The organism is Nocardiopsis oceani (genome assembly GCF_054777395.1).
The window spans coordinates 1-25,400 of sequence record NZ_BAAHAR010000050.1 but is presented as its reverse complement, the minus strand read 5'-3'; the positions used below and the strand labels follow the sequence as shown (position 1 = coordinate 25,400).

General features: G+C 69.2%; 25 protein-coding genes. 11 read left to right on the top strand and 14 right to left on the bottom strand.

The window, feature by feature from the left end:
- Nucleotides 1–18 precede the first annotated feature (18 nt).
- The gene (locus ACYVDG_RS26585; RefSeq protein WP_460759462.1) at nucleotides 19–837 is read left to right on the top strand and encodes an aldo/keto reductase; all 819 of its coding nucleotides are present in this window, start codon (nucleotides 19–21) and stop codon (nucleotides 835–837) included.
- 365 nt (nucleotides 838–1,202) lie between these two features.
- Nucleotides 1,203–2,090, top strand: coding sequence for an alpha/beta fold hydrolase (locus tag ACYVDG_RS26580; RefSeq protein ID WP_460759458.1), 888 nt, complete (start codon nucleotides 1,203–1,205; stop codon nucleotides 2,088–2,090).
- A gap of 56 nt (nucleotides 2,091–2,146) precedes the next feature.
- On the opposite strand, the gene ACYVDG_RS26575 is transcribed toward ACYVDG_RS26580, so the two are convergent.
- Nucleotides 2,147–2,743 (bottom strand): HAD family hydrolase, encoded by a 597-nt coding sequence (locus ACYVDG_RS26575; RefSeq protein ID WP_460759455.1) that lies wholly within the window; start codon nucleotides 2,741–2,743, stop codon nucleotides 2,147–2,149.
- A gap of 118 nt (nucleotides 2,744–2,861) precedes the next feature.
- Here ACYVDG_RS26575 and ACYVDG_RS26570 point away from each other — a divergent pair, with 118 nt between their 5' ends.
- Together ACYVDG_RS26570 and ACYVDG_RS26565 are read left to right on the top strand one after the other, a co-directional pair.
- Nucleotides 2,862–3,392 carry a GNAT family N-acetyltransferase gene (locus tag ACYVDG_RS26570; protein WP_460759452.1) on the top strand — a complete coding sequence of 177 codons (531 nt, stop codon included), beginning with the start codon at nucleotides 2,862–2,864 and terminating at the stop codon, nucleotides 3,390–3,392.
- Between the two features lie 240 nt (nucleotides 3,393–3,632).
- Nucleotides 3,633–5,279, top strand: a complete 1,647-nt coding sequence (locus ACYVDG_RS26565) for a BCCT family transporter (protein ID WP_460759447.1) — start codon at nucleotides 3,633–3,635, stop codon at nucleotides 5,277–5,279.
- 25 nt (nucleotides 5,280–5,304) lie between these two features.
- Here ACYVDG_RS26565 and ACYVDG_RS26560 read toward each other — a convergent pair whose 3' ends face one another.
- Complete coding sequence (locus tag ACYVDG_RS26560; protein ID WP_460759444.1) at nucleotides 5,305–6,129, bottom strand: phosphotransferase; 825 nt, start codon at nucleotides 6,127–6,129, stop codon at nucleotides 5,305–5,307.
- Between the two features lie 64 nt (nucleotides 6,130–6,193).
- Nucleotides 6,194–6,808, bottom strand: coding sequence for a TetR/AcrR family transcriptional regulator (locus tag ACYVDG_RS26555; protein WP_460759439.1), 615 nt, complete (start codon nucleotides 6,806–6,808; stop codon nucleotides 6,194–6,196).
- A gap of 87 nt (nucleotides 6,809–6,895) precedes the next feature.
- Here ACYVDG_RS26555 and ACYVDG_RS26550 point away from each other — a divergent pair, with 87 nt between their 5' ends.
- Nucleotides 6,896–8,107, top strand: a complete 1,212-nt coding sequence (locus ACYVDG_RS26550) for a DUF418 domain-containing protein (RefSeq protein WP_460759433.1) — start codon at nucleotides 6,896–6,898, stop codon at nucleotides 8,105–8,107.
- A 42-nt stretch (nucleotides 8,108–8,149) separates the two neighbouring features.
- On the top strand, nucleotides 8,150–8,920 hold the full coding sequence (locus tag ACYVDG_RS26545) for a nucleotidyltransferase domain-containing protein (protein ID WP_460759428.1): 771 nt from the start codon (nucleotides 8,150–8,152) through the stop codon (nucleotides 8,918–8,920).
- A 13-nt stretch (nucleotides 8,921–8,933) separates the two neighbouring features.
- On the opposite strand, the gene ACYVDG_RS26540 is transcribed toward ACYVDG_RS26545, so the two are convergent.
- Nucleotides 8,934–10,241 carry a YeeE/YedE family protein gene (locus tag ACYVDG_RS26540; protein WP_460759422.1) on the bottom strand — a complete coding sequence of 436 codons (1,308 nt, stop codon included), beginning with the start codon at nucleotides 10,239–10,241 and terminating at the stop codon, nucleotides 8,934–8,936.
- Nucleotides 10,232–11,341 carry a sulfurtransferase gene (locus tag ACYVDG_RS26535; protein WP_460759418.1) on the bottom strand — a complete coding sequence of 370 codons (1,110 nt, stop codon included), beginning with the start codon at nucleotides 11,339–11,341 and terminating at the stop codon, nucleotides 10,232–10,234. The genes ACYVDG_RS26540 and ACYVDG_RS26535 overlap by 10 nt, the downstream gene beginning before the upstream one ends.
- A 215-nt stretch (nucleotides 11,342–11,556) precedes the next feature.
- On the opposite strand from ACYVDG_RS26535, the gene ACYVDG_RS26530 reads away from it, so the two are divergent.
- On the top strand, nucleotides 11,557–12,138 hold the full coding sequence (locus tag ACYVDG_RS26530; protein ID WP_460759415.1) for a DUF7134 domain-containing protein: 582 nt from the start codon (nucleotides 11,557–11,559) through the stop codon (nucleotides 12,136–12,138).
- A 7-nt stretch (nucleotides 12,139–12,145) separates the two neighbouring features.
- On the top strand, nucleotides 12,146–12,799 hold the full coding sequence (locus ACYVDG_RS26525; protein ID WP_460759411.1) for a TetR/AcrR family transcriptional regulator: 654 nt from the start codon (nucleotides 12,146–12,148) through the stop codon (nucleotides 12,797–12,799).
- Here ACYVDG_RS26525 and ACYVDG_RS26520 read toward each other — a convergent pair.
- Nucleotides 12,777–13,730: a GNAT family N-acetyltransferase gene (locus ACYVDG_RS26520; RefSeq protein ID WP_460759407.1), complete on the bottom strand. Its 954-nt coding sequence runs from the start codon at nucleotides 13,728–13,730 to the stop codon at nucleotides 12,777–12,779. The two genes, ACYVDG_RS26525 and ACYVDG_RS26520, sit on opposite strands and share 23 nt — an antisense overlap.
- 149 nt (nucleotides 13,731–13,879) lie before the next feature.
- Nucleotides 13,880–15,109: a benzoate/H(+) symporter BenE family transporter gene (locus ACYVDG_RS26515; RefSeq protein WP_460759403.1), complete on the bottom strand. Its 1,230-nt coding sequence runs from the start codon at nucleotides 15,107–15,109 to the stop codon at nucleotides 13,880–13,882.
- 116 nt (nucleotides 15,110–15,225) lie between these two features.
- Here ACYVDG_RS26515 and ACYVDG_RS26510 point away from each other — a divergent pair, with 116 nt between their 5' ends.
- Nucleotides 15,226–15,987, top strand: a complete 762-nt coding sequence (locus ACYVDG_RS26510; RefSeq protein ID WP_460759398.1) for a class I SAM-dependent methyltransferase — start codon at nucleotides 15,226–15,228, stop codon at nucleotides 15,985–15,987.
- A 14-nt stretch (nucleotides 15,988–16,001) separates the two neighbouring features.
- Here ACYVDG_RS26510 and ACYVDG_RS26505 read toward each other — a convergent pair whose 3' ends face one another.
- The 7 genes from ACYVDG_RS26505 to ACYVDG_RS26475 form a co-directional block, all read right to left on the bottom strand.
- Nucleotides 16,002–16,358 (bottom strand): antibiotic biosynthesis monooxygenase family protein, encoded by a 357-nt coding sequence (locus ACYVDG_RS26505; protein WP_460759392.1) that lies wholly within the window; start codon nucleotides 16,356–16,358, stop codon nucleotides 16,002–16,004.
- A 100-nt stretch (nucleotides 16,359–16,458) separates the two neighbouring features.
- Nucleotides 16,459–16,890, bottom strand: a complete 432-nt coding sequence (locus ACYVDG_RS26500) for a VOC family protein (RefSeq protein ID WP_460759387.1) — start codon at nucleotides 16,888–16,890, stop codon at nucleotides 16,459–16,461.
- A 74-nt stretch (nucleotides 16,891–16,964) separates the two neighbouring features.
- Nucleotides 16,965–18,260, bottom strand: a complete 1,296-nt coding sequence (locus ACYVDG_RS26495) for a hypothetical protein (protein ID WP_460759383.1) — start codon at nucleotides 18,258–18,260, stop codon at nucleotides 16,965–16,967.
- Between the two features lie 110 nt (nucleotides 18,261–18,370).
- Nucleotides 18,371–19,183 carry an SDR family oxidoreductase gene (locus ACYVDG_RS26490; protein WP_460759378.1) on the bottom strand — a complete coding sequence of 271 codons (813 nt, stop codon included), beginning with the start codon at nucleotides 19,181–19,183 and terminating at the stop codon, nucleotides 18,371–18,373.
- 206 nt (nucleotides 19,184–19,389) lie between these two features.
- Nucleotides 19,390–20,808 carry a glycoside hydrolase family 6 protein gene (locus tag ACYVDG_RS26485; RefSeq protein ID WP_460759373.1) on the bottom strand — a complete coding sequence of 473 codons (1,419 nt, stop codon included), beginning with the start codon at nucleotides 20,806–20,808 and terminating at the stop codon, nucleotides 19,390–19,392.
- A 433-nt stretch (nucleotides 20,809–21,241) separates the two neighbouring features.
- Nucleotides 21,242–22,498, bottom strand: coding sequence for an MFS transporter (locus tag ACYVDG_RS26480; RefSeq protein ID WP_460759368.1), 1,257 nt, complete (start codon nucleotides 22,496–22,498; stop codon nucleotides 21,242–21,244).
- Nucleotides 22,499–22,834: 336 nt separating this feature from the next.
- Nucleotides 22,835–23,254 carry a hypothetical protein gene (locus ACYVDG_RS26475; protein ID WP_460759364.1) on the bottom strand — a complete coding sequence of 140 codons (420 nt, stop codon included), beginning with the start codon at nucleotides 23,252–23,254 and terminating at the stop codon, nucleotides 22,835–22,837.
- Between the two features lie 168 nt (nucleotides 23,255–23,422).
- Between ACYVDG_RS26475 and ACYVDG_RS26470 the strand changes: the two genes are divergently transcribed.
- Together ACYVDG_RS26470 and ACYVDG_RS26465 are read left to right on the top strand one after the other, a co-directional pair.
- Nucleotides 23,423–24,148 carry an SDR family NAD(P)-dependent oxidoreductase gene (locus ACYVDG_RS26470; protein ID WP_460759359.1) on the top strand — a complete coding sequence of 242 codons (726 nt, stop codon included), beginning with the start codon at nucleotides 23,423–23,425 and terminating at the stop codon, nucleotides 24,146–24,148.
- 295 nt (nucleotides 24,149–24,443) lie between these two features.
- Nucleotides 24,444–25,289, top strand: a complete 846-nt coding sequence (locus ACYVDG_RS26465) for an SGNH/GDSL hydrolase family protein (RefSeq protein WP_460759354.1) — start codon at nucleotides 24,444–24,446, stop codon at nucleotides 25,287–25,289.
- Nucleotides 25,290–25,400: the final 111 nt, after the last annotated feature.

Below are 25,400 nucleotides of genomic sequence, written 5' to 3'. Positions count from 1 at the left end.
CAGTCGAAAGGCACACCCTTGCAGCACGTCACGCTGAACAACGGCCTCACCATGCCGCAGCTCGGATTCGGCGTCTGGCAGGTCCCCGACGACGAGGCCCACACTGCTGTCACGGCCGCCATCGAGGCCGGCTACCGCAGCATCGACACCGCACGGCTCTACGACAACGAGAAGGGCACGGGCCGGGCCATCGCCGACTCCGGTGTGGCCCGTGAGGACATCTTCCTCACCACCAAGCTGTGGAACGACGACCAGGGCTACGACAAGGCCCTGAAGGCCTTCGACGCGAGCCTTGAGCGCCTGGGCACCGAGTACGTCGACCTGTACCTGATCCACTGGCCGGCCCCGGAGCGCGACTCCTACGTCGACACTTGGAAGGCGCTGGAGCGCATCCACGCCGAGGGGCGGGCCAAGGCCATCGGCGTGTCCAACTTCACCGCCAAGACCCTGGAGCGCCTGATCGGTGCGGCCGAGGTCGTGCCCGCGATCAACCAGATCGAGCTGCACCCGTACTTCTCGCAGACCGGCATGCGCGCCACCAACGCCGACCACGGACTCCTGACGGAGGCCTGGAGCCCGCTGGGACAGGGCAAGGGCCTGCTCGATGACCCGATCCTGGTCGACCTCGGGGCCAAGCACGGCAAGTCCGCGGCGCAGGTCGTGCTGCGCTGGCACCTCCAGCTCGGCAACGTCGTCATCCCCAAGTCCGTGACCCCGTCGCGGATCAGGGCGAACTTCGACGTGTTCGACTTCGAGCTCACCGCCGAGGACATGGAGCGGGTCCACTCCCTCGACCGCGGCGGCCGCATCGGCCCGGACCCGGACACGTTGAACTAGGTTGTGTTCGCCGAACACGCCCTAACCCAGCGGACGGGACCGTTCGGCGTCCCGATGATCCCATGGTGGCCCGTACCGATTATCCGGTGCGGGCCACCAGGTTCGACGATCCGAGGGTAAACCCGGGCACGGTCGGATGACCGCTTCCGGCCGGAGAATCGACCCCAGTACCAGGGCAAACACAGCTAACACGAGACACTTCGCGAGGGGTATAAGCGTGCTGTGCGCGGCCGTCCGGCGACACCTCATCAGGGACTTGCCTCCCGGAGTGGCGAGGGGCCGAACAGAGGCGTACAGTCCTCCATGGTGCGCCGGGACAGTTCACACGGCGGACACCACATCTCTCTCTACGCGAAACCTGATTCATGACCGTCGTCCCCCTTCGCGCCGCGCGTGTCTACCGCTCCGAAACCGCTGAGCGGTCCGTGCACGCCTGGTGTCACAAAGCCCTGAGCCAGTGGCCCGAACTCGGCCCCCTTCCTCCGGTGGAGACCCGCTTGGGTCCCACACAGGCCTTCCGGGCCTCGGGTGGAACAGGTACGCCGGTGCTGGTCCTGTCCGGAACCAACTTCAACGCCGCCACCACGGTCCCCGCCGCCCGCGAGCTCGCCGCGGACCGGCCGGTGCTGCTGGTCGACCTTCCCGGGCAGCCGGGTCTGAGCTGTAGTCAGCGGACCGCAGGTTCCCGGGTCGAGGCCTACGGTGCGTGGCTCGACGAACTGCTGCCGCAGATCACCGATGGCCCGGTCCTCGTGCTGGGCCACTCCAGGGGTGCGGCGATCGCGCTGTCCTCGACCCCCAACCCGCTGGTCGCCGGGATGCTGCTGCTCAACCCCGCCGGGTTGACGGCGGCCGGTGTCAGCTCGGAGTCGATGCGCGTGACCCTGCCGTGGATGATCCATCCCAACGAGCAGACCAGTACCCGACTCATCGAGTTCCTCAGCGGCCCGTCCACGGACACCGGCTGTGCGGAACACCGCTCCGAAGCGGAGTGGCTGGCGCTGGTGTCGCGCCACTGCCGTACCCATTCGACCCCGACCCCGCTCCACGCGGAGTCCTTCATGGCCTGGTCCGGTACCCCGGTCCGGGTGGCCACAGGCTCGCACGACCCGTTCTTCTCACCCGCGCGCCTACACGGGCCGGCCCGCCGGTTCCTCGACTCCGAGGTGCGCACCATAGAGGGGGCCGGGCACTTGTCCCTGTACGAGCAGCCCGAAGCGGTCGCCGAGCTCCTGCGCGAACTCGACACCTGACCCGCGGGCCTCCGGTGCCGCGGGCCGCGACCCTCCCGGCACCGGAGGACGTGCCCCTACTCCGGCAGGGCCCGGCGCAGGCCTGCGGCGGAGGTGAACACGTGCCCTCGGAGTCCCAGGGCACGGGCCGCTTCCACGTTGGCCCGTGTGTCGTCCACGAAAAGGACGCCGTCGGCGGGAAAACCCATCCGTTCGAGGCACCAGCGGTAGGCGTCGGCCTCGGGTTTGGCGTGGCCGATCCGGCAGGAGAGGCCCAGCACCGGGAACAGGGCGAACACGTGTGCGTGGCGTTCCTCGAAGCGGGCGGCCAGCTCCTGGGGGATGTTCGAGAGCAGACCGAGCGGGGTCCCCGCTTCCGAGAGCTCGCGCACGATCTCCACCGTGTCCTCGTTCAGCCGCGACCAGCTGTCCAGGTCCAGGGCGATCAGGTCCTCGACCTGCTCCGGGGCGAACGGGGTGCCGAGGAGGTCGCCCACCGCCTTCCAGTAGGCGGAGCCGTCCAGGTCGCCGCGGTCGTAGTCCGGGCGCGGCGTCCAGTAGGCGTTCCAGAAGGTGTCGTAGTCGTGGCCGGAGTACTCCACCATCGCGGCGCGGACCGTCGGCGACTGGTCCATGGCGACCACACCGAACATGTCGAACAGCACTGCGTCCAAGAGGTGCTCCCAGGGGTTGCGAACGGGTGGCTTCAGGGCCGGTACGGGTGGGCTTCTTCCCGTGTGCCGCGCCACTGAACCCTTGCGTGCGTCGCTACGGAGGGGTACGCACGACGGTATGCCGACGCCCCACAGCATCATCCGTTGCACCCCCCACACCGCTCCCGCCCCTGACGAGGTCGAACGGCTCTACGCCGCGGCCTCCGCGCCGCCCCCGCTCAGTGAACCGCCCTCCGCAGCCGCCCTGTTCGCGCGGCTCTATGCGTCCTACCGGGGCAAGACCGCGACCATCACTCTCGCCGCCCGGCAGGGCGGAGAGCTCAAGGGCTTTGTGTACGCACATCCGTGGACGTGGGCCGAGGACGACCTCTGGGGGCAGCAGCTGTGCGAGCGGCTGGGAGAGGCCCACCGGGAGCTCGACGGGACGCACGCCGTCTTCCTGTTGGCGGTCCACCCGGACTCGGGAGGACGCGGCCTGGGCGCCGCTCTGATGGAGCGGGTGGTGGCGGAGATCCCCGGCCGAGCGTGGCTCCAGACCACCGATGCGGACACCCCCGCGCGCCGCCTGTACCTGCGGCAGGGTTGGCGCCAGATCGGTTTCGGGCCGGATGCACCGGACGGGCGCCCCGGCGCGGTGTTCGTCAAGTGAGTTCTGTTGACTTTTCTTCGCATTTATGGGGCGACGGCCGCCTGATGGATTCTGGGGCATTTTCACCGATGTATTTCGGTGTGGTGTGAATGCCTCCGGGGAAGGACGGTTCCAACTCCAGTCCAAGGGAACGGCATAACAGGTCACCCCCTCCCGGTGCGTATCCTTGCCCGAGAGAGGCACATGGGCGAAGGGGTTTTTCCCTGCCGAACAACCCCGAAACACCAGAAAGCAGTCGGCATGTTCGAAAAGCTGGCACGGAAGCTGGGTCTGGAGACAAACCCGGCAATCTTCTTTATATCGGCGGCGTTGACCGTCGTATTCGTGGTGTGTGCCATCGCGTTCACCGAAACGATGGACCGCGTCTTCGGAACGGCTTCGGAGTGGATTCTCTCCAACCTCGGGTGGGTCTACATCCTCGGTGTGACCTCGTTCCTGATCTTCCTGATCTGGATCTGCCTGAGCCGCTTCGGCCACATCCGGTTGGGGCCTCCGGAAAGCAAACCCGACTACAGCAACGTCACGTGGTTCTGCATGCTGTTCGCGGCCGGAATCGGCAGCATCCTCATGTTCTGGGGTGTTGCTGAGCCGGTCAGCCACTTCGCCAACCCGCCGCAACAGAACGCGGAACCCGAGTCGGTCGAGGCCGCCCAACAGGCGATGGGCTTCACGCTCTACCACTTCGGCCTGCACACCTGGACGATCTTCTGCCTGCCCGCGCTGGCCTTCGCCTACTTCGTGTACCGCAAAGGCCTTCCCTTCCGGGTCAGTTCGGTCTTCCACCCCTTCCTGGGCGAGCGCATCCACGGTCCGATCGGCCGCACCATCGACATCGTCGCGGTGATCGGCACCTTGTTCGGTGTCGCCGTCACCATCGGTCTCGGCACCATGCAGATCAACAGCGGCCTCAACACCCTGTTCGGTGTCGAGGAGAGTGCGGTCACCCAGGTGATCCTCATCGCGGTAGTGACCTGCATCGCGGTCATCTCCGTGGCCACCGGCCTCGACACCGGTATCAAGTGGCTCTCCCAGATCAACATCGTGATGGCGGTGGCGCTCCTGGCCTTCGTGTTCCTGGCGGGCTCCTCGGTCTTTCTCGCCAAGGGCATCATCGAGACCACCGGTGTGTACGCGGAGTGGCTCATCCCGCTGGCCTTCTGGACCGACACGTTCGGGGACACGGGATGGCAGGGCTCTTGGACTGTCTTCTACTGGGCGTGGACCATCACCTGGTCGCCGTTTGTCGGCATCTTCATCGCGCGTATCTCCAAGGGGCGCACCATCCGCCAGTTCGTCCTGGGTGTGCTCGGCCTGCCCACGGCGTTCAGCATCGTCTGGTTCAGTGTCTTCGGGCTTTCGTCCTTCGACATCGAGATGAACCGGGACGGGAACCTGGTGGAGGAAGTCGTCGTCAACGAGGACATCCCGGGCGCCCTGTTCACGTTCCTGGCCAACTACCCGTGGGCCACGGTCCTCTCCGCCCTGAGCATCCTCATCGTCATCATCTTCTTCACCACCTCCTCGGACTCCGCGTCCTTGGTGGTGGACATGCTCTGCTCCGGCACGCAGGAGTCCCCGACCCGTCAGCGGGTGTTCTGGGGGATCACCGAGGGGGTGGTCGCCGCCACCGTTCTCACGGCAACCGGGGTGGGCGGCCTGCAAGCACTGGAACAGACGATCATCGTGATCGGGCTGCCGTTCTTCTTCATCGGCTTCTTCATGATGGCCGCGCTGGTGAAGTCCCTCCAAGGGGAGATAGCGGAGAGCTCCGGTGTCCAGAGGCAGCGCAGCGCGCCGCTGGAGGCGCGGGCCCGCAGGATGCGACGGGACCAGCAGCGCGAGAACGGCGGAGCCGCAGCCGGGCGGCCCGAGGATGAGGAGACCTGATCTGAGCGGTGAGGCCGGTCTGGCGTCAGACCGGCCAGAAGAACGCGTCGACCTCGGAGTGCAGGTAGAGCAGTTCGGGGTCGACGCGGTTCCGTCCGTAGGAGTCCAGGAACCGGTCCACGTCCGCCTCGCCGAAGTGCGGATTCAGCCGGTTGCGCAGACTGCCGACCATGGCGGCCAGATCGGTGTGCGGGTCGGCCGGGCCCGCCTTCCCCAGATCCACCAGTCCCCATGCGCCGGCCGGGGTGATCAGGACGTTCGGCAGGCAGAAATCCCCGTGGGTCACCACTTCCGGGAGGCGGCCCGCCCGCTCGACCAGCCGCTCCACCGCGGCCAGTGCTCTCGCCGGGTCGGCATCCGAGCGTCCGGTGCCTCGCCAGGAGCGTTCGACCAGCCCCGAGGCAACCCGGTCCCGGGCCCGCTCCAGGATCCCGTCCAGCGGCCTCGCCTCCACCACCGGACCGGGTGAGGAACGGTGGATCCGGTCCGCCACCTCGGCTAGCCGCTCCACCAGCCGCGGGTGCTCCCGAACGGCCACCGGTTCGTGGGCGGCGGTGCCGGGCACGTGAGCGGAGACCGTCCACCGGAACCCGCGCCCCCGGTCGTCGGACCCGTGCTCCAGGAGGCGGGGCGTCGTCAGACCGGAGCCGCCCAGCCAGTCGGAGCGGACGGCCTCCAGTTCCAGCTCCCGCATGAGGTCGGGGCGCTCGGACGGTACGCACTTGAACACGGCCACCGGTCGGCCACCGCCGTCACGGAGACGGAACACCCGGGCTCCGGAGAGGCCGACGTGGATCTCCTCGGGCCGGGTGGCGCGCAGGGCGGGGTCGTGGAAGTCGGGCAGGCGCATGCCGGGACCCTAACCGGCGGCTGCGCGCCGGGCGACCGGTTTTCCCGCCCTTCCCACGGGAGGCTCAGGCGGGGCGGTGGCCGATCGCGGGCAGGATGACCTCGTCGACGATGCGCGCCAGGTAGGTGGACGGCGGAAGTTGCCACGGGTGGTCCGCGCAGTACTTGAGCAGCATGGCCTCACCTATGTCGGTGGTGAGGTCGTTGACCCTGGCGGGGTCCACCTCGCCTGAGGCGGCGTAGTGCTCCAGCACGGTACGGGTGAAGCGTCCACCGCGCGGCTCGTACACCTCCGTCCACATGCGTGTGAGGAGCTCGGGCCGCCTCATGCACTCGGCTACCACGGCCATGAGTGCGTACCCCAACTCCCCGTCGGTCATGGTCGAGCGGAAGAGCTCCAGTGCCCGGACGAGGTCTCCGCGGAGGTCGTCCGCCTCCGGGCTCGGCACCTCTTGGGGGAAGTGGTGGTGGAGTGCCTCGATCAGGATGTCCTCTGGCGCGGACCAGCGGCGGTAGAGCGAGGTCTTGGCCGTTCCGGCCCTGCGGGCGATCCCCTCCATGGTCAGACCGGGCACCCCGGTCTTGGCGGTTTCGGCGAGGACCGCCTGGTAGATGGCGTCGACGAGTTCCTGGCCGCGCCTGCGTGTGGCCTTGGGGGTTGGCCGCATGTGGTCAGTCATGTCCGTCCGTTCGTAAGAAACGGTCGCGTAGCTTATATTTCTTAGATACGTCATCGTATCTAATGGCCGATACGTCCGGAGGCAGCCGTGCCACACACCACCCAGCCCACCGCGTCGGGTACCCCGCCCGCCGGGCGCTCGCTCGCCCCCGACCTGGCCCGCGGTTTCATGCTCTTGGTCATCGCCACCGTGCACGCCCACATGTTCCGGCAGTTCGCCACCGGCGGGGACGCCCTCAGCCTGGCCGGAACCCTGGACGTCGCGGTCACCGGCTTCATGACCCTCTTCGCCGAGTCGCGCGGCTACCCGATGTTCGCCGCGCTGTTCGGTTACGGCCTGGCCCAGATCTACCTGCGCCGCACCGCCGAGGGGCGGGAGTGGCCCTGGGTACGGGCCCTGGTGCGCAGGCGGGGCCGATGGATGGTCTTCATCGGGTTCCTGCACATCACGCTGATCTTCTACGGCGACATCATCTCCGTGTACGGGCTGATCGCCCTGCTGTTCGCGGGCCTGCTCGTCCGCAGCGACCGGAGGCTGCTCGCGCACGCCTTCGCCTGGATGTCCGTCGGCAGCCTGGTGTACGCCTCGGCGGAGTCGGCCCTCTCCTCCTCGCACGCCCAGCAGGACCTCGCGGCCGAGCTGACCCCGCTCGTGGACGTGTTCATGCGGCTCGTGTCGTGGCCGGCGGTCACCGTGCTCATGCTGTTCACCTCGGTCTTCCCCTTCCTCATCGGCGTCTGGGCGGCCCGCCGCCGCCTCATGGAGGAGCCCGAACGGCACCTCGGATTCCTCCGCAAGGTCGCGCTGATCGGCATCCCCGCGGCCGTGCTAGGTGCGGTCCCGGAGATGCTCGTGATGATCGAGGCGTGGTCCCCCGAACCGGCCCTGCTGCTCGGCGCGAAGTGGCTGCACGTCCTCTCCGGCTACGCCGGTGGCTTCGGGTACGCGGCCCTGATCGCCCTGGTCGCCGTGGCCATGGGCGACCGGCGGGGCCCTGTGGTGCGGGCACTCGCGGCCACCGGTCAGCGGTCGATGACCTGCTACCTGCTCCAGTCCGTGGCCTGGCTCGTGCTGTTCATGCCGTACACGCTCAACCTGGCCGTCCGCCTGGACGATGCCCAGTCGGTGCTGCTCGGTGCGGCGGTCTGGTCGGCCACCGTGGTGCTAGCCGCGCTCATGGCCCGATTCGGCGTGCGCGGCCCGGCCGAAGCCTTCCTGCGCCGGGTGACCTACGGGCGCCCCGCGAAGCCCGAACCCGTCACGGCTTCCACCGGAAGTCCAACGGGCGGGAGCGGCTGAGGGATCGCCGCGCCGGCCGGTGTCGGACGGCATCATGGAGGCATGCCGTTCTCTGACAGCGACCAGCGCTTCCTCTCCGCCACCGCCGACCGCCTCGCGTCCCTTCCAAGGGTCGAGGCGGTCATGCTCGGCGGATCACGGGCTCAGGAAACCCACCGGCCCGGCAGTGACTGGGATCTCGCCCTCTACTACCGGGGCTCCACAGGCGGGTTCGACCCCCAGGCGCTCCGGGACGTCGGTTGGGAGGGCGAGGTCTCGGAGGTCGGCGGCTGGAGTGAGGGCGTGTTCAACGGCGGTGCCTGGCTGCGGATCGACGGCCGCTCCGTGGACGTCCACTACCGGGACCTCGACGTGGTGGAACACGAGATCGGGGAGGCCGCGCAGGGCCGCTTCCGGGTCGAACCGCTCATGTTCCACCTGGTGGGCATCCCCACCTACCTGGTCGTCGCCGAACTCGCCCTCGGCCGGGTGCTGGCCGGGGACCTGCCCCGGCCCGAGTACCCAGAGGCCCTGCGGGAGAACGCCCCTCCGCTCTGGCGCGGGTTCGCCTCGGCCAACCTCGCCTACGCCGAAGCCAACCACGCGCCGCGGGGCCGAGTGAGCCAGTGCGCGGGGCTGGTCGCCCAGGCCGCGGCGCAGGCGGCGCACGCCGTACTCGCGGGGCGCGGTGAGTGGGCGACCAACGACAAGGACCTGCTGTCCAAGGCAGGGCTGGACGAACTGGACTTCGTGGTCGCCGGGATGACCGCCGACCCGCAGGACCTCCTGGCAGGGGTCGCCGAAGCCGGGCGGATCATCGCCGGTGCCAGGTGACGTGCACCGTGGGTCAGGAGCGGTGGACCCCGGCACGGAACCCCAGGGCCAGGCCGCCCACGACCGAGGCGGCGAACACCCAACCGGACACCGCGAACGCTTGGGTCCCGGACAGGAACACCCCGACGGTGCAGCCCAGTGCGGTGATCGAGCCCCAGCCGAGCATGACCCCGCCAAGCAGCGCGGTGTATCCGTTCCGCCAGGTCAGCGGCTCCAGGGGGAAACGGCGCCCGGGCAGCGCCGCGGCCAGGGAACCGGCGACGATCCCGATCACCAGCCAGCCGTTGTCGGTGACGGTCTCCACGACCAAGGCCACGCATCCGGCCAGCGTGGTGTCGAGTCCGTAAAGGGTGTGCGGCAGCGCGTCCTGGGAGTCCAGCGCGGTCCGGGCCAGACTGCTGAGCTGGGAGGTCACCCCGAGCGGTTCGGAACGCAGGTAGGCGACCACACCCACGAGCCCGACCAGTGCCCCGGTGAGCAGCGCGGGCCAGCGCTCGAAGAACATCCGCCGCCGCAGCTCACCCAGCCCGACCCGGCCGCCGGGCCGGGCGGGCAGCGGAGGGTTCCAGCGCAGCAGGAGCAGCGCGATCCCGGCCAGCAGCCCGAGCTGGAGCACGAGCGCGCCCGTGTACCCGAGGGCGGACGGCAGCCAAGGTGACGGCGCGCCGCTGATGAACCCCAGGTAGACCGGGTTCCAGGTGAGGAACCCCAGCCCGAACCCGCCCAGGACGCCCGCCAGCCCGGGCAGTGCCCGCAGCGAACCCTCACCCAGCCGGTACAGGTGTCCGGCGATGCAGCCGCCGGACAGGGCAACCCCGAGCCCGAAGGCCAGCCCGGCGACCACGAGGGCCACACTCACCGGCGCGATGTGCGCGGCGGTGGGCAGCTGGTCCCCGGTGGGATCGGACATCCGGATGGTGAACACGAACGCGTACCCCGTGCTGCCCACCGCCAGGGCGGTCAGGATCGCGTAGACGCCCCGGCTGTCGCCCTTCTCGAACAGGTCGCGGAAGATGCAGTAGAAGCAGAACCGGCCGCGCTCGAACAGGATTCCCAGGGCGGTACCGGCCAGCAGCGCGAAAGAGGCGGTGGGGCCGCCCCGGTCGTTCTCCTGGTACACCCACCAGGCCGCCCCGCTCAGGACGAGCGCGATGACCAGGGCGACTGTGGTGCGAACGGTGTCGCCGCGGGTCCAGCCGGGCGAGGGGCCCGCGGGCCCCTCCGGCCCGGTGGGGGCTCCCTCGCCTGTGCGGGACACGTCGTCGACGCTGCTGGCTTCGCGGGCCCGTGAACGCTGGTCGGACACGGGGCTCAGCTCCACAGTCCGGAGCGCTCCTCGGTGGTGTTGTTCTGGATGGGCACGCCCACGGAGTTGCCCCACTCGGTCCAGGAGCCGTCGTACAGCTGGACGTCGTAGCCGAGGATCTGGCTGAGCGCGTACCAGGTGTGGCTGGCGCGCTCGCCGATCCGGCAGTAGACGATGACGGGCTTACTGCCGTCCACACCGGCCTCAGCGTAGATGTCGGCGATCTCCTCGGGCGGCAGGTACGTGCCGTCCTCTTCGTCCACGATGCTGGCCCACGGCACGTTGACCGCGTTGGGGATGTGGCCGAGCTTGACAGCGGCCTCCCCGTCGAAGCCCTCGGCGACCGCGATCTCGCCGTTGAACTCCTCCGGGCCGCGGATGTCGATGAGGTCCAGGTCGGCGGAGTCCGCGTCGTCGGCCTCGGCAACCTCCAGCACGTCGGGTTGGAAGGCGCGGATACCGCTGTCGGGCTCGGCCGCGGTGAAGGTGCCGGTGTCGGGGGAGGGCGCCACGTTGTCGAGCGGGCGCTCCTCTTCCTCCCAGAGGTCCCGGCCTCCGTCGAGCAGGCGCACGTCCTCGGCGCCGTAGAGCTTGAACACCCAGGCCCCCCAGGCGGCGAACCAGTTGTTGGCGTCGCCGTACAGGACGACGGTGCTGTCGTCGTCGATCCCGGCTTCCTGGGCGAGCTCCGTGAACCCGTCCTGGTCGACGATGTCGCGGTCGACCTGCTGGGTGAAGTGGTCGGTCCACACGAACTCGACCGCTCCGGGAACGTGTCCCTCCTCGTAGGCGGTTAGCCCGCTGTCGGGGCGGTTCTCGCTGACCTCCACGACCACGACGTCCGGGTCGTCGAGGTGGTCCTCCACCCACTCGGCGGTCACGAGGACCTCGTCCTGGTGTGCTCCGGCGGAACCGTCCTGTGCGGTCTCCTCCCCGTCCGCGGCGGTGTCCGTACCGTCCTTACCGCCGGTCGGGGCGAAGACGAGCACGCCCACCAGGATCCCGACCGCGGCCACGGCCCCCACGGGGAACCAGAGCCGGGAGAGCTTGCGGGGTGCGTTGGTGCCTTCTTCCGGGCCCTGTGCGGGGGTCGGTGCCTTGTTCTCCTCAGTCATGGCGGTCCTTGGGTCGGGGGATCGGATGTGCTCGGGGTAGGCGGGTCACTACAGGCATTGAACGACGCGGGCGCACCTGTTGTCAATAATTCCTACTGAGAATATGGGGAATTGTGGATGTCGCCCCGGCCTCGAAGTCTCCGGGCGTGAGTCCCTTGCGGTGTTCGTTGCGTTTGCCTATGGTGAGTGAGTACCCACTTACTAAGGAGTCCGCCGTGGCCGCCACCGAAAGCCCTCCCCGACGCCGCGTCCGGGGTGCTGACCTCGCTATCGCCGCCCTCATCCTCGTGATCGAACTCGCCGCCACGCTCGGCGACGTCGACGGCGACCCGTTCGCCCCCGTCGACGGCTGGGGCCTCACCCGCACCCCCGACACCCTCACGTTCGTGCTGGTCGCCGCCGGCTGCGCCGCGCTCTGCTGGCGGCGCACCCGGCCCGTCCCCGCCCTGCTCGCCACCTGCGCCGCCTACGCCGGGTACCTGCTGCTCGGCCACGAACTCGGCCTGTTCCTCGCGCCGATGGTCGCCCTCTACACGGTCGCCGCGCTCGGCGCCTCCCGCGCCTGGGCTGCCGTCGCCGCGGCCGCCGCCTACGCCGCGTCCCTGGCCTGGGTGCACGAACGCGTCGCGGCCGTCACCGACCCCGGAGCCGCACTGCTCGCCTGGGTCGCCTTCGCCGCCGTGATAGGTGTGTTCCTCGCCGGTCCGTACGCGGCCGGTGAGCTGGTCCGCCAGCGCCGCATGCTCGCCGCCCGCCCCGGACCGAGCACAGAACAGCCCGACCGCAGTACAAGCTAGGAGTCCCATGGACGGTGACCGGAAACGTCGGCCCCGGGCGACCGCGGCCCAGACCCGACAGCACCTCCTGGACACCGCCGCGGAGGTCATGGAACGCCTGGGCATGGCACGCGCCACGACCAAGGAGATCGCCCGCGCCTCCGGCTACTCCGAAGCCACCCTCTACAAGCACTTCACCGACAAGTCCGAACTCGTCCTCGAAGTCCTGCGGCACCGGTTCCCGCCGTTCGTCGCCGAACTCGCCGACCTGCCCGACCGGGTCGGGCAGGGCACCGTACGAGACACACTGGTCGACGTGGTGCGGGGCGCGGTGCCGTTCTTCCGACACGGGACGCCCATGCTCGGATCGCTCTTCGCCGAACCCACCCTGCTCCGCCGCCACCGGGAGGGCATGGCCGCCCACGGGGCCGGGCCGCTCAACGTCAACCGGGCGGTGGCCGCCCACCTCGACGCCGAACGATCGCTGGGTAGGGTCGCGGCGACCGTCGACCCCGACGCCGCAGCGGCCCTGCTCGTCGGCGCCTGCTTCCAGCGGGGGTTCTTCGAGGCCTTCTCCGAAGGCACCGAGGACTTCCCCCCGCTGGACCGCTTCGCCGCCGACCTGGTGGACGGCTTGGGCCTGGCTCCCGCGGACCCTCCTACTTCTCCCAGGTCAGGTTGACCACGGCACTGATCGTGTCGAAGCCGGCCCGGGTGAAGGCCTGGGCCATCGGTACGTTCTGGACGTCTGTGGCGGCCCGGACGTTCGGCACGCCCTCCTCGGCGAGCACACGCGTGCCCTCGGCGAGCAGGTCGTTGATGTACCCGTTTCCTCGGTACTCGGGCAGCACAGCGATGTAGGAGATGATCGGGTGGTAGGCGTTGCGTGCCGGGATCACGAAGCCCACGGGCTCCCCGCTGGACAGCGTCGCCACCCGCCACCAGGAGCGCGGAGTCCGGTAGTTGGCGAACTCGTCGTCGAAGCTCTCCGCCGCGACCTCCTCGGCGCTCTGCTTCCCGAGGTCGGCGCGGTCGTGGGCGTCAAGGGTCCCTTCCAAGGCGCGGGTCAGGAGCCCCAGGATCTCCTCGGTGCCCTCGAAACCGCGGAAGGCCAGGCGGCCGCTGTTTTCGGGGACGGGGTACTCGGAGAACCATTCGAAGCGCAGTCGCTCCACGAGCGGGACAGCGCCCAGCCGCTCGACCGCGTGCACGCGGTCCTCCACCACGCGCCGCGCCGCGGCGTCCTCGCGCCAGTCGGCGGGGACGAAGCGCAGGTACTCGGGCCAGACCGATCCCTCCGGGAACAGCGTGTTCCCAGCGGTGCGCAGCAGGTGTTCGGCCACGGTGACGCGGTCGACGCCATGGGCGCCATCGTCCACGTCGAGGATGTCCAGGAGCAGCGGGGCGTCGTCCTGGGGACGGCACCACCAGGACAGGCGGGCCAGGAGGCGGTCACCGTCCAGGGCCACCCACATCCAGGGGGCGCGGCGGCGGCCCGCGGCGAGGTCCCCGGCGACCTCGTGGTTCTGTACGTACGGCAGCCGGTTGAAGAGCTCCAGCTCCTCGGGGCCGCTGATCGGTCGGATGGTCAGGTCATACGGGTTAACGGTCAAAGCGACACCTTCGGTGCGTGCGCCCGCCGTCGCGGGGTCAACGGTGGTCGGTGACCCCGGGGGACTGGGGCGCGGTGATCACGGCAAACATCGGTCGCGCCTCCTCTCTCGTCGGCCCACCACCGGGGGTTCGGTGGTGACCCGGCCTGTTATAGCCGCGCGCTCGCCGAACGCGCAACCCCTTTTCGGCCGGGGCGCCCCGGCACACGGGCGCCGGTCACGAAGAGGGTGAGCACCCCGGCGAGCAGACCCCAGAAGGCCGAACCCACCCCGAACAGGGTGAACCCTGAGGCCGTGGCCAGGAACGTCACCACCGCCGCCTCCCGTGACCCCTCCTCCGCTACCGCCGAGGCCAACGACCCGCCGATCGTCCCCAAAAGCCCCAGTCCGGCGATCGCCAGCACCAGAGTCGACGGCAGCGTGGCCAACAGCGACGCCACGGTCGCGCCGAACAGCCCTACGCACAAGTAGAAGACGCCCGCCCACACCCCGGCCAAGTAGCGGCGCTCCCGGTCCGGATGGGCCTGTGGCCCCGTACAGATCGCCGCGGTGATCGCGGCCAGGTTCATCCCGTAACAGCCGAACGGGGCCAGGACCATGTTCGTCGCCCCGGTCCACCCGATCACCGGCGAGATCGGCACCCGGTAGCCGTCACCGCGCAGCACCGCCACCCCGGGCAGGTTCTGCGAGGCCATCGTGACCACGAACAGCGGCAGGCCAACACTGACCAGCACCTGCCAGGAGAATTCGGGGGCGACGAACACCGGTGTGGCCAGCGCCAGGTCAACCGACCCCAACCGCAGCGAACCCTGCGCCGCGGCCACCAAGCCCCCGGCGAGCAGGGAGAGCAGGACCGCGTACCGGGGCAGCCAGCGGCGGCACAGCAGGTACACGGCGAACATCGCGAACACCACCGCGAAATCGCCCTCCATGCTGGTGAACAGCCCGATTCCGAACTGCAGCAGCACGCCGGCGAGGAGCCCGGCTGCCAGCGGCACGGGGATGCGGTCCATCACCCGCTCGAACAAGCCCGTCACCCCGCTCAGGGTGATCAGCGCGGCCGAGAAGAGGAAGGCACCCACCGCCTGCGCCATGGTCACCCCGTCCAACCCGACCGCCAACAGCGCTGCGCCCGGTGTGGACCAGGCGGTCACCACCGGCGCCTTGTAGCGCAAAGACAACCCCACACAGGTGACGGCCATGCCCACACCCAGCGCGAGCATCCACGAGGCGATCTCCCCGGGGGAGGCCCCGGCGGCCTCCGCCGCGGTGAACACGATCGCGGCGGAACTGGTCACCCCGACCAGGACGGCGATGAGCCCCGCGGCCACGGCGGAGAGGGGGAAGGCGAGTCTGACCCGGCGGATGAGGTTCCTCATAGCGGACCATCCTGTCGTCCCACCGCTGGGCGGTGTTAACCGGGTGGCGGCTCCGCGCTGGGCGCACGCGGGAAAATCCGATGGATCGATCGGGCACGAACTGCGACGATGCGCAGATGAGCAGCACATTCGACGAACTCGTAGCCGAGGCCGAGGCCGAACCCACCGCGGGCTGGGACTTCTCCTGGTTCGACGGCCGGGCCACCGAGCAGCGTCCCTCCTGGGGCTACCAGCGCACCATGGGTGAGCGGATGGTCCGCGCCAGCGCCGCCCTCGACATCCAGACCGGCGGCGGCGAGGTCCTCGCGGGGATCCCCGAACACCCTCCGCTGACCGTCGCCACCGAGGGGTGGCCGCCCAATGCCGCCGAGGCCACGCGCCTGCTCCACCCCAAGGGTGTGGCCGTGGTCTCCGCCCCCGACGAACCCCCGCTGCCCTTCGCCGATGCCGCCTTCGACCTGGTCGTCTGCCGCCACCCCGTCACCGTGTACTGGGAAGAGATCGCTCGCGTCCTCGCCCCGGGCGGCACGTATCTGGCGCAGCACGTCGGTCCGGCGAGCGGCTTCGAGCTCGTCGAGTTCTTCCTCGGTCCGCAGCCCGAAGAGGGTCGCAACGCCCGTCACCCCGACCATGACCGTGCCGGCGCCAAGGCGGCCGGACTGGAGGTCGTCGACCTGCGCTCGGAGCGGCTCCGGATGGAGTTCCACGACATCGGAGCGGTCGTGTACTTCCTGCGCAAGGTCGTGTGGATGGTCCCGGGCTTCACCGTGGAGCAGTACCGGGACCGGCTGCGGGACCTGCACGATCGGATCGTGTCGGAGGGACCGTTCGTGGCCCACTCCGCCCGCCACCTCGTGGAGGCCCGCAAACCGGTGTGAGGTCGGACCAGGGGTCAGTCCCGCGCGGCGACGACGTGCTGGACGACCTCGTAGCCCCAGATCTCACTGTTGGTCGCCGCGGGACCGCCGTGTCCGCCGTGGGCGTGGCCGTCCTTCTTCGCGTCCGACGCGGCCTGGGCGTGCCCCTTCTTGAACGCCTGGCCGTTCACCCAGTTCTGGAAGTCCTCCTCGGACCGCCAACGGGTGTACACGAGGTACTTGTCCGTGCCCTCGACCGGGCGCAGCAGCTGGAACTCCTCGAAACCCTCCTGGTTCTCCACGAGCCCGGCTCGCTTGGCGAAACGCTCCTCCAGCGTGGAACCCTCACCCTCCGGGACGGTCAGGACGTTGAACTTCACGACACTGGTCACGCGCGTACCTCCGGTCGGTCGACACTTACTGAGGCCAACCTAAGGGACGCGACCGGTTACGCGGTGACCTGCTCGCGTAACCGGACCACGCCTCCGGGAGTCAGCCGAGTACCACGGTCCCCAAGGCGTCCACTTCCCATCCGGGGTTGTGCGCGATCTCCCAGATGACACCGTTGGGATCGTGCACGTGCGCGTGGTAGACCCCGCCGAACTCACCGGGCTGCGCCGCCTTGAGTACCGTCGCCCCGGCCGCCGCCATGGTCTCGACGGTGCGCTCGACCTCGTCGGGGCTCTCAACGTTGTGTGCGAGGACGACCCCAGAGGCACCCGTGACCGCGGAGCCCCCTCCGAGGTCACGGTTGAACTTCTCCGCGTCGAACAGCCCCAACACCAGGCCGGGGGCCACTTGGAAGAAGATGATCTCCCTTGGAACGTCGGTCAGCGGCTCCCATCCGAGCCCGTCCCGGTAGAACCGCCGTGCCGCGTCCAGATCCGCTGTGGCCAGCGTTATGAAGTGCGCCTGCTGCCGCATGGTCCCCCAGTTCCTTACCTGATACTGAGTGCAATCATCCGGACCGACGGACCGCCGTCAACCCCGCTGTACCGTTAGCGGTCCTCCGGGTCCACCCATCCCGTCCACAGCGGCTCTCCGTCGGCGTCGGTGAAGACGTAGGCGGACCGGGCGGGGTCCTCGTCGGCTTCGGGTACGGATACGGGCTCGTAGATGGTGAAGCCGTCACCGGACTCTGCCACGTCCAGCTCGGGCGCCATCACTGGTGGCCGGGTGTTGGGGTGGAACGCAACGGGGACCACGGGGTCAGTTTCGGCGTCAGGATCCGTAGCGAGATCCCGGAACATGGCGACTCCGTCCACGGCATCATCATCGGGCAGAGATCCCCGCGCGTTCAGCTCGTCCCTGTCCACCGCGACGCCCTGGACGGCGGGAGCTCCGTTGTCGAAGTACACGGCGTGGGCGGACAACTCTTCGTCCTTGTCTTCTTCCCTATAGTGCGGGCTCACCCACGAGAACCAGACCACACCGCCGGCGTCGCCCAAGGGTTCGTCCACCAGACCGCCGAATTCGCCGTCGAAGCGCACCTCCGGGTCCAGGTGGATCGAGGGGCCGTTGTCATAGGCGGGGAAGTTCACCCGTCCCAACGCGCTGTTGAGGGAGACCAGGGACTCCTCCGTCGGAAAGGTTGTTCGGCATCCCTGTGTCGGCTCCTCGACACAAACCCGTACGTTGTTCTCGCTCCGATAGGTGGTCTGGCCCCGGTACTGGTAGCGCAGAACCGGGTTCTCGGCTCTCTTGTCCTGGGGTGAGTGCACGCGCTCGAAGCCCTTCCCGTGCCGCTGGTCGGTGTCCTCGGTCACCACGGTGCCCTCGTCCTCGTCGAAGGAGAGCGTCTCCACACCCGTCGCCCCCTCGGGCAACAACCAGGACGTGTTGTGGTCGAGGTTCTCGGCCACCAGTACCGAGGGCACGTTCGGGTCGATCTCCTCCGGGCCCCGGACGTTGTACCCCTGGTCCAGGCCGTCCGCTGACCTTTCCCGGTAGCGGACGGTCCAGAGCCGCAGTTCGTCTTCTTCCGGGTCGATGTCGACCAAGGCTGCTTCGTGCTGGGCGGTATTGTCCCGGCCCTCGACTCCGGCATCGGCCCACAGGATGTGGCACAGGTCCGGCTCCGGGCAGGATTGTTCTACGGCTTCCTCCAGGAAGTCGTCGTCTTCCTCTGCCTCATAGGTGACGGTGGGCCAGGCCGACTGGAAGTCGAGCAGCCGCTCGGGGACATCCTCTTCGCCGTTTTCGGAGGACGGGCTGAGTACCCATGCGGCGAGGAGGACCAAAGCCAGCGCGCTGACAACGTGGGGCCAGGGGGTGCGCGGCTTCGTGGGTGCCATGGACTCTCCGGAGCTGCGGGTGCGGGAGGGACACTGGGGAAGATGCCCCCGGATCCGCTCCGGTTCGGGGCCGCAACGGTTTCCACGGCGGGGGCCGGACGCCGTTCCGGTCAGTTCAGGCCGTGCTTGCGGGCCACGATCCGCAGCATCACCCCGCGCGGCAGCAGGCGGCGCAGTGCGAACACCAGCGGGGCGTTGCTGCCCACCGCGTACAGCGGGCGCGGCCGCTTCGCCTCGATGGCCCCGACCACGGTCGCCGCCACCTTCTCCGCCGAGATGCCCTTCGCCTCGTTGGCGTTGAGTCTGCCCACCATGGTCTGGTACTCCGCCCGGAACGGGGACTCGTCCCCCACGTACTGGGTGCGGCGTTCGCTGATGCCGGTGTTGATCGAGCCCGGTTCCACCGTGGTCACCCCCACGCCGAAGGGGGACACCTCGCGCCGCACCGCGTCCGCGAAGCCCTTCATCGCCGCCTTGGTCGCCACGTACGAGGAGCGGTACGCCAGCGGGAAGCTGGCCAGCATCGAACCCACCATGACCACCCGCCCGTACCCGCGCGAGCGCATCCCCGGGAGCACCAGCTGGGTGAGGCGGACCGCGCCGAACACGTTCAGGCGGAACACCCGCTCCACCGCCTCCATGGGGAGTTCCTCGACCGGTCCGTTCTGGCTCTCCCCGGCGTTGTTGACCAGCACGTCCACCTCACCCGCGGCCTTGGCGCAGGCTTCCACCGACTCGTAGTCGGTCAGGTCGAGGGCCAGGTACTCCACCCCCGGCACCGGCTCGGTAACCGTCTCGGGGCTGCGGCTGGTCCCGTACACCCGGTATCCGCGCTCAACCAGGACGGCGGCCACGGCCGCGCCGATCCCGGAAGAGGCCCCGGTGACGAGCGCGGTGCGGCGGGAGGCTTCGGAGGTGGACATGGGGGAGAGCCCTTCGGGTTGGGGAGCCAACGGGGGTGGTGAGGCGCGCACCACACTAGTTGAACCCCGCTCAACAGCGGCGTGCGGGCCGGACACGCAGGAGGCGGGGAACCCGGGCCCCGCACAGGGGCGGGGCGCCCGTCCACCCCGCGCGGGTGGACGGACGCCCCGGGGCTCGGGAGTGAGCCCCAGCCCGTCAAGGAGTGCTACTCGACGGGCGGGTACGCGTTGGCCAGCAGTTCCTGGAACTGCGCGGAGAACCAGTGGCCGGAGATCGGCGCGTTGTCCAGAGCGCCGCTCATGTTGTTGCCGTTGCGCGGGTTCCCCTCATACGTGGGGTCGCACATCCGGTCGAAGCCCTTGCCTTCGTCGTTGTCGATCTCCTCGCTGGAGCCGTCCGACTCGCCCGGGGGCTTCATCCACACGTAGGCGTGGATGCCGGGCTCGGGTGCCGTGGTCGGGCGCTCGCCCAGACCCGCTCCGGACTGGTTGCACCAGTTGCCGGACTGGATGCGCTGGTCGTAGCGGCCTCCGTCCACGTAAGCGTCGACGTCGGTCTCGGGTCCCGGGCCGCTGGGCCGGGCATCGCCGCCCCAGCCGTTGCGGGAGGTGTCGATCAGCATGCCGATGTCGGAGCCGAAGCCCTGTGTCACCAGCTCCTCGCGCAGCGCCTGGGAGAAGGAGAGCTCGTCGACGTACTGGTTCCAGTCGACCCATTCCGACTCGGTCACCGGGGTGCCGTCGATCTCGTCCGTGACGGAGAAGTTCTCCTCCTCCAGGGCCGAGTAGTTGGCGGTGTTGGCAATGAAGCCGTGCACGTCGTCGGGGGAGGCCCCGTTGGCGTTGGCGGCCTCGTAGAACAGCTCGGCGGAGGGGACGAAGTTGTCCTCCCAGCCGATCCAGCCGTGGTGGCCGGCGTCCACGTAGTTGTAGACGTTGTCGATCGCGCCGAGCTGGCCCAGCGCGTAGCCGACACCGTCGACGTAGTTGCCGTTCTCGAGCATCTCGTCGCACTCGGGCGTCGAGGTCTCCCTGGGGGAGACGTTGGTGATGAGGTTGGGGAGCGAGTCGATCTCGATCGTGGTGACGACGCGGAGGGGCGAGTCCTCGAAGTCGGCGAGGATCTCCGCGATCGGGTCGATGTACTCGGACTCGTAAACGTCGATCTCGTCGGCCGCGAGCTCGCCGTTGGAGGCCAGGGCGGCGCAGTCACGGCCAGGAAGGTTGTAGATGACCACCTGGAAGACCAGCGGCTCGCCGGCGGCCTGTTCGACCGCCTCCTCGAGGTGGTCGCGCAGACCCATGTCGCCGGTCGTGGGACTGTCGTTGCCCTCGATGGCGCCGATCCGGTCCATCCACACACCGGTGGGTTCGTCGGCGATGGCTTCGCCGCCCGGTTCCGAGGCGGCGTTCTCGGACCAGATCGGGTTCACGTAGACGGGCGCGCCCTCATAGGGGTTCTCGACGCGTTCGGCGGTGCTGACGTCGTCCGCGGACGAGACCAGGTCGGCGGTCGCGGGGGAGGAGAACGCGTAGGCTCCCGAGGCGATGAGGCCGAATCCGGCGGCCACAGCAATTCCTCGTCGAGCCCACGGCGTTTTCTTTGCGTCGCGGGTACTTCTCATATTTGGGTCCTCAGGGTGAGCGGGTGTTCCACAAAGGAGCGATAAGGGTGTCGGGCGCGGCGCACGACACGGGCGTATCCGCTGTTCCAACGGGTGCATGGTGGTGATCGTGTGCGCATGGCCGGTCTGACCTCGGGGGATAAGGGGAAGTGGGGGAGGATGGGGGGACGGGCTGTTTTCGCCTAGGAGGTTGGGAGCGCTCCCAGTTAGCGAATGACCGATCTTGGTGGACAGTGTGTGCGATGAGCGCCCGGTGGATCACGGTCGTTCGTGGGGGTGCCGAGTCCTGTGTGCGCTTTCCAGAACCGTAACCTTCCAATGGTGATATGTAAACACCATATGAAGTTCTGGATTCTGGAACTCAGTCCTTTTTTGTGAAAGCCCAGGTGGGTAATGGATTAATGACCATTCAGTAGCATCGGTCCCTGTCCAGTCAGAGCGGGCGGGCGACACCCAGGGGCCGCCACACGGCGAGGGTCAGCGCACCCACGGATGCCGCGGCGAGCCAGAACGGCGCCAACAGGCCCACGTGCTCCGCGAGGAGCCCGCCGAGGAGTGCGCCCAACGCCGCACCACCGATGTCGGCCCACCGGTACACGCTGCCCACCCGGCCGAGCAGGCGGTCCGGAGTGGCCCGCTGGCGTACCGTCACAGCGGCCGTGCCCCACACCATCGTGTGTACCCCGAACAGCACCATCACGGCCCCCGCCACGATGCCGTTCGAGGCCAGCGCCAGAGCCGCGTACGTGAGCGCTTCCACCACGAGACCCCACCGCAGCAGGAACACCAGGCCCAACCGAGGCTCAAGCCACTCGAAGGCCGCGGAGCCAACCAGACCGCCGAGCGCGCCCGCGGAGATGAACAGCCCGAACTGCGTGTCGCTCAAGCCCAGTCGTTCCTGGGCGTAGATCACCCAGATCGCGAAAGCGCCCACCCCGGTCAGGTTCATGACCAGGATGCACGCGCACAGCGTGCGCAGCGTGGACGTCTGCCACACGTACGCCAGCCCGTCCCGAACCGCGCCCCGGAGTGCGGTTCGCTGGCCGCCCCCGGCCTTTCCGCCGGTTTCGGGCTTCGGTACGGGCGGTACCGCGATGCGGAGGACGAGCAGCGCGGCCATGACGTGGGTGATCGCGTCGAAACCGAAGGGGAGCGCCCACGCGGCCCCGAACATCAAGGCGCCCAGTGGCGGGCCGAGCAGCTGGTTGTTGAGGGAGAAGGTCAGCGCCAACCGGGCGTTGGCCCGGCCGAGCAGGGCCCTGGGTGCGACCGACACCACCATCGCATCGTAGGCGGGGGAGGCAAGGGTCTCGGCGACGCCCAGCACGAACAGCGCGGCGTACAGAACCCACACGGGTGGGACCCCTGCGAGCAGCACCGCGGCGAGCACGGCCAGGACCATGGCCCGCGCCAGGTTGGCCGAGACGAGGACGGCCCGGCGGGACCACCGGTCGACGAGGGCGCCGGAGGTGAGGGAGAAGAGCAGGGTGGGCAGCATCTGCACGAAGGCGGCACCGGCGACCACCGCCGCCGAGTCGGTGAGGGAGGCGACCAGTAGAGGGCCGGCGGCGAGCAGGGAACCGCCACTGAGGTTGGTGAGGGCGGCAGACCACCAGAGCCGGATGAAGTCCGGCCCGAGGGAGGGTGAGTCATCGGGGCGCCACGTGAACGGCGCACGGAAAGAGGACATGGGAGGACTCCCGTTGAGGCATGGCGAAGGCGCCGATCGGCGCGTGGACGGGGCAGCGCTCGGCTGCCCGGCCCGCCTCAGCGGAGGGTTCGCGGATGTCCTGCCACGTCAGCCCGGAGGCCCTGTCTGTCGGACCCGGGGTCAGTCGGTGCGCAGGGGTGTTACCGGTTTCCCCGAGCCGGGGCGGGAGCGGTGACCGGTCGCACGGTGGTGGTAGGCACGGGTGTCCTCTCCGTAGGGGGCAGGGTGCTGGCTGAGAGCTGAACGCTACACACGCGAAAGCCCCGGGGCGAGGGGTTTTCGCTCCGGGGCCGGGGTGAGGTTCGGCGCTGGGACTCAGTCCCGTTCGCAGCCCTCCAGTACCAGGGCGAGTCCGGCGCCGAGCAGCCAGAGGTCCTTGGACAGCGGCAGGCCCTCGGAGGTGGGCGCCAGGCTCCCGGGCTTGTGCATGCCGGGGGTGCGCAGGTAGAGGCCGAGCAGACCGGACGCGAAGGCGCTCAGCCCCGCGCCCGCGAGCTTGTTCGGCACGAGGGGCACCAGCAGTGCGCTGCCCAGGGCGATCTCCCCGGCGGACAGGAGTTTGGTGAAGGTGACCGGGTCGATCTTGTCCAGGAACGGGTACGTGCCCACGGCCATGCCGTGCAGTCCCACGGCGGTGTCCTCGTCGGCCCCGCGCTTGTCCAACCCGGAGTTGAGGATGGACGCGCCGGTGGCGATCCGCAGGGCCATCTGGTGCGGTCTGACGGGCGATTTCATGGGAGCTCCAGGGCGACTCGGCGGCATGATGTGACTTTGGGTAATGGAAATGCTACGTGTTGCATTCGTCGGGGTCCTGTTGCGTCCGCCGGGTGTCGCCAACGGAGTTGCCCCGCCGACGGCGACGTGGTTTCCTGCGCGCGATCACCCCAGCGATGAAGGAAACACATGCGCAGAGTCATCGTCACCGGAGGCGGAACGGGCATGGGGCGGGCGATCGCTGAGCGCTTCGCCTCGGCCGGGGAAGAGGTCCACATCCTGGGCCGCCGCAAGGAGGTCCTCGAGCGGGTCGCCTCCGACAGCGCCGGCCTACGGATCGTCCCCCTGGCCGTCGACCTCACCGACGAGGACGCGGTCCTGGCCGCCGCCGACCAGCTCTCCGCCGAGCCCGTCGACGTCCTGGTCAACAACGCCGGAGGGATCATCAAGGAGGCCCCGGTCGACCTGAAGGGCGCCTTCGACATCTACCGGCGCACCATCGACGCCAACCTCCTGTCCGCCATGATGCTGACCCAGGCACTCTGGCCTGCTTTCCAACGCCCGGGAGGCAGGGTCGTCAACATCAGCTCCATCGCCGCGCACCGGGGCGGCGGCGACGCCTACGCCGCGGCCAAGGCCGGGCTGTGCGGCTGGGGGCTGGACCTCGCCAAGCGGGGCGGTCCCGACGGGATCACCGTCAACACACTCACCCCCGGCTATGTCCAGGACACCGAGTTCTTCACCAAGGAGGGTCGCTCGGGCCGACACGACACACTCACCGCCGAGACCCTGGTCGGGCGTGCGGGTACCCCTGACGATGTCGCTGCGGTCGTGGCCTTCCTCGCCTCACCCGAGGCGGGATGGACCACCGGTCAGGTCCTCGGAGTCAACGGCGGGGCACTTCCCGGGCGCTGAACGGCGTGGTCACCTTGCGGTGGCTTGGGGGCTGAGGGGGTCCGGTGGTGAGCCCGAGGCGTGCCGGAGGCGTTCCGGAGTGCGGGGAGGGTGGACCGCTCGATCGTTCGGGCCGCACGACCTGCGCTTTCCGTAGGGGTCGCGGGGCGTCCGCCGCGACCCCCGGCGGTTTCCTGAGCCCACGAAAGGCGAGCGGCCCGCATCATGTGATGCAGGGTTGCGAACAGCGAAAAACAGCGGAGGCCCCGTGGGAAAGCAAGGGTTGACCAGGATCGCCGTGGCTGGAGTGGCTACTGTGAGTATTGGGGTTGCTACGACCTCGCCCGTTCAGGCCGAGGAAGGCCCCGCAGAGACCGCACCACTCAACTACGTCGCGCTCGGTGACTCCGCCGCGGCCGGACCCCTCATCCCCGACCAGGACCGCAACATCGCGTGCCTGCGCTCCGACCGGAACTACCCCCAGGTCGCAGCGGAGGCGCTTGGTGCGGACCTCACCGACGTCAGCTGCTCGGGGGCCAAGCTCTCTGACTTCAGCGGAGAGCAGTACGGCTTCCTGCCGCCCCAGTACGACGCCCTGGGCGAGGACACCGACCTGGTCTCCCTCACCGTGGGCGGTAACGACAACAGCCTGGTCCTGACGACCCTGGGTTGCCTCAACCTCCTGCGTGAACCGCACGGCAGTTCCTGCGAGGAGCGCTTCACCGAGGGCGGCGGAGACGAGCTCGCTGAGGACATCGAGGCTTGGGAACCCGAACTCGACCAGGCCCTCACGGAGATCCGAGACCGCGCCCCCAACGCCGACATCGTGGTCGCGGGTTACGGGACCTACCTCCGAGAGGGAGGCTGCTGGCCAGCACAACCCATGTGGGGCCGGGACGCCGACTACATCCAGGGTTCGGTCGACAACCTCAACGACGTGTTGGAGCGTCAGGCCATCGCGCATGGTGGCACCTACGTCGACCTAGCGGCGGTCAGCGAAGGCCACGACGTGTGCGCCCCGTCGGGGGAGCGCTACCTGGAGGGCCTGATCCCCAGCAGCGTCGCCGCCCCGCTGCATCCCAATGCCCAGGGGATGGAGGCCTTCGGCACCGCCATCGCGGAGACTGTGGGCATCCCAGACTCGTCGGGTGTGTCAAGTTAAGGGTGTAACTATTTTTCCTGGTCAGCGGCGTGTCGGGGTCAGCCGGCCCTCGAAGGTCACCTCGAAGGCATTCAGCGCCCGCTTCCACCGGTTGGTCCACTTGGCTCGCCC